We start from the raw sequence: 3785 nt of genomic DNA on the forward strand, positions 1-3785 counted from the left end.
ACCTGGCGCGGACTGGGATAGTTTTCCGCGAGTCCGCTATCTGTCGCAGCAGTTCGTCGACCGGCTTTGCTCTCCAGAGGGCATGCCTCAGATGATCAAGGAAATTGAGCGGGTCATCTTCGAAGCCCACACGGATCGCGACGGCGCGGTGAATTTCCACGAGCTGCTGGAGCTCCGCGCCCAAGGACTTCGGGAATCGCGGCAGCGAGAAGAGTCTGCCATCAGCGCGATGTCTGAACAAATCGCGCTGGAGCGGGAAAAGATTCTGGCCGTCGACGGTCTCAAGAAGCAGATTGCCGAGAAGGAAACCGTCATCAAAGGGTATGAGAAGGACCGATCCGCCTTGGTCCCTTCGACGACCAGCGCTGCGGTCGCCCAAAGGCTCCAGCATCTCCTTAGTGCCGCCGACAAGGTCCGGGGTTACCTCCGCTACTATGCCAAACAACAGGCTGGACTGGAGAACCTTCAGAACGACGTCGTTGATCAGCGGCAGAACCGAGCGCCCCAGCATCTTCGCGACCTGAAAGAGGCACATGCCGCGAGCAAGCTCGATGAAGCTGCTTGGGAGAGGTTCCTGCTCGACTTCAGCGGCGATGTAGATGACGCGATCAAAGCGAAAGCCGCCCAATCCACCAAAGAGCTTGCTTACTGGAAGGGCTCTGCGCCCAAGCTGCTGGAAAACGGAAGCTATGTCGCTGACGATGCCGACCTGGTGAGGATTCCCCTGGCGGTTTTGGAGGCGGAGATCGAGCGGATTCAGAAGGTCGTCGCCGCCGACCGGCAGACTGCCGACAAACTTGCTCTCAACGCCAAGCGGATCGCAGAGGAGACCGCCAAACTTGCTGCTCTGAAAGAGAAGCTGACAGACTGCGAGGCGGCCTCGAAGCGCCGCAGTGATTTGATAGATTCGCGCAAGAAAGGTTACAGGCGCTGTTTTGAGGCCATTCTTGCCGAAGAAGCTGTGCTACGGGATCTCTACGCGCCGCTCATGGTGAGACTTGCCACCCAGGGCGGGACCCTGGGTAAGCTTTCATTCACGGTCTCGAGGGTCGCCGATGTGAAGGCGTGGGCTGACAAGGCCGAGAAGGAACTCTTTGATCTGCGCACCGGCCCTTTTCGGAGGAAAGGCACGCTGCTTGACGATGCCACAAAGGAGCTGAAGGGCGCTTGGGAGTCTCAGGATGCGGACACCATCGCCAGTGCGGTCGAAGGTTTCTGGGACAAACATCGGGAGGAGTTGCTCGAACCGAGCCCGCGAGATCCAGTGGAACAACGCAAATGGTTAAAAACGTTTGCGCAGTGGCTCTACAGCTCGGACCACATCTCCATCGAGTACGGCATCAAGTACGACGGCGTCGACATCCAAAAGCTTTCCCCCGGAACCCGCGGGATTGTCCTGATCCTCCTGTACCTCGCGTTGGATGATGCTGATGATAAGCCTTTGGTCATTGACCAGCCGGAGGAGAATCTGGACCCCAAATCCATCTACGATGAACTGGTCCCACTTTTCCGGAGCGCTAAGCGCAATCGTCAGGTGATCATGGTCACGCATAACGCCAATCTGGTCATCAACACTGACGCGGACCAGGTGATCATCGCCAACGTCTCGGAGATGAGCGGCAGCGGCCTCCCGGGCATAACCTACCGGTCTGGCGGTCTTGATGAGGCGGATATCCGCAAAACGGTGTGCGACATCCTCGAAGGCGGGGAGGCCGCGTTCCGCGATCGCGCGCGAAGGCTGCAGATCAAATTCTGAGGCTCCCACGAGCGGAAAGGTTTCGTTTCAGCAGCTTTGCGCACAAGGCCTATTTCTCATTGGTCAAACCTTGGAACTGATTGCCGTTATAAAGGATCGTGAATTTCGATCCCTTCGGGGTGCCACACCTCCAGTGCTGCTACTCGCTGCTGCGTTGCCGGTCGAAGACGAGGCCTTGAGCGCCCAAGTCCATTGCTGAATTCAGGCATGTCCCTTTCCCGCGGCGGGCCAGGTTGCGGCCCACGCTTCAGCGCTCGTATTCGTCGCCCTGGCTGCGCTGTGTCTTGCGGTCCTGCTCCTCGGCCTGCCGGCCCTTTTGCTTGGCTGAGTCTTTTTGCTGCTGAACGCGTTGTCGCGCCTTCTCAGCCTGCGGCCCCGAAGCCTCCGGTTGACGCGTGTCGTCTCGGGCCGGCAAATCGCGGTAGCGCGCCTCTCTTTGGGGCGCGGCCTCGCCGCCTCCGCCTGCACCCTTTTGCTGGTCGAACTGGAGCCGTGCGAGACGATCGTGCATCTTGTCGTTCACGCCATCGCGGTATTGCTCGAAACGGGGTTGCTCAGCATTGGGAAGCGTGTCCCGCATCTCATCCAATGCTTGATTCACACGCGCCATCTTCTGCCGCATTTCCAAAGGTGTCTGCGCCATTTCGGTAGCTCCTATCAGCCTGGTCAATTCTTTCATGCCGGGATGGGATAAGAAGGACGACATCCGCGCGTTGGAGGCGGCAGGGCCCGGCTTCTCGCCTGCCCTGTGCGCATGAATCTGGAGGATAGTGTTGCCGATCGCCTCGGCCGCGGTCATGGCCTGGCCGGTCACGCCAGCCGCCCGCATCACGGCGGCCGTCCGCTGCCACACGCCGGCGATCGCTCCGCCATTGGCGACGAGCAATCCGCGGTCCACTCGACCCTGCCGCTTGTCCTCCACGCGCGCGCTTGTCTTGTCACTGACCTGGTAGCGCGGGTCGTTCTGCGCGCGCTTGTAGGCGCCCGCATGTTCCTTCGTATACGGTCGGCTCATTGCGTGATCGTACCGGCGGGTTGCGACCATCGCTATGCCATGTTCGCGCGCTTTCTCCGCGTAGGCTTCCCGCCAGGCATGGAGATCCGCCTTGTAGAATGTCAGCCGCTCGCCGTCGGCCGACCGCGCCTGCACCATGGCGTGGATATGGACGTGCTTCGTCTCGGCATGGTGTACGAGCACGAATTTGTGTCCGGGCGCGCGCTCCTCGAGCACCGCTCGCGCGATCGCCAAGACGGCTTGCGCGTCCGTACCAGCCCGGGCAGAGAAAAGCAGGTGATAGGCATTGCGCCGCTCCCGGCCGGAAAGTTGCGGCCGCCATTGCTCATAGATCGCCGCGGCCGCCTTCGTCGGCTGTTTGCCGGAAACCGCCTGTCCATTCGCCTGGCGAACCTGCTCGTGCGATCGAATGAATTTCTGCAGAAAATATTGCGCCTTGCGCTCATTGCCGACGGCCGCCGTCACTTCCGCTGCGGCGCGAACACCGGCCTTCCCCATGGCTTCGCGCAAGCAGGCTTCAATCTTGTCGAGCGCTTGGCTGCGTGAATTTGCACGCCCGGCCGCTAGACTCTTGGCGAGGGGTCCGGCGCGTTGGTCGGTGTGGCCATAAACGTCGACGCTGTTGCCGTTGCGAGCATAGACGAACGGCTTCGATCCGAAGGTCGCGTTCAACGCCTCGCCAAGCGCTTCGTCCGTGACGTCGCCGGCGATCTCGAACCGCACCTCGATAAAATTCGTATTCTCCAGCTGGGGCTCGAATGTCTGCGTGAATCCATGCAGAAAGCCGCGACGGTCCTGCGCGTTGGCAAGCCTCTGTCCGCTATCGGTGAAGATCTCGATATCGCGCTTCTCGCCCTGTTCATTGGCGCGTGTGCCGATATAGGTGAGCAGGGCACCAGCCTGTTTACCATTGGCCGCGCTTGACAGGACCTTGAACACGGCCGGCTGCGCACCCGCGGCATAGGCCGCTCGCGCCGCAACGGCCCTCGCCTCTCGCGTTGACCGCGCGAAGTG

The 3785-nt window shown here is 60.9% G+C and carries 2 protein-coding genes; one reads left to right on the top strand and one right to left on the bottom strand.

The features are described from left to right. Positions 1-1756: TrlF family AAA-like ATPase (locus tag EOA33_RS40870; RefSeq protein ID WP_145989306.1), on the top strand; the 1756-nt coding region annotated here is incomplete at its 5' end. Between the two features lie 247 nt (positions 1757-2003). Here EOA33_RS40870 and EOA33_RS27490 read toward each other — a convergent pair. Next, positions 2004-3785, bottom strand: a 1782-nt coding sequence (locus EOA33_RS27490) for a relaxase/mobilization nuclease domain-containing protein (protein ID WP_210212616.1), incomplete at its 5' end; no start/stop codon positions are given.

Source organism: Mesorhizobium sp. M4A.F.Ca.ET.050.02.1.1 (assembly GCF_003997725.1).
In the GTDB taxonomy this organism is placed as follows: Bacteria; Pseudomonadota; Alphaproteobacteria; order Rhizobiales; family Rhizobiaceae; genus Mesorhizobium.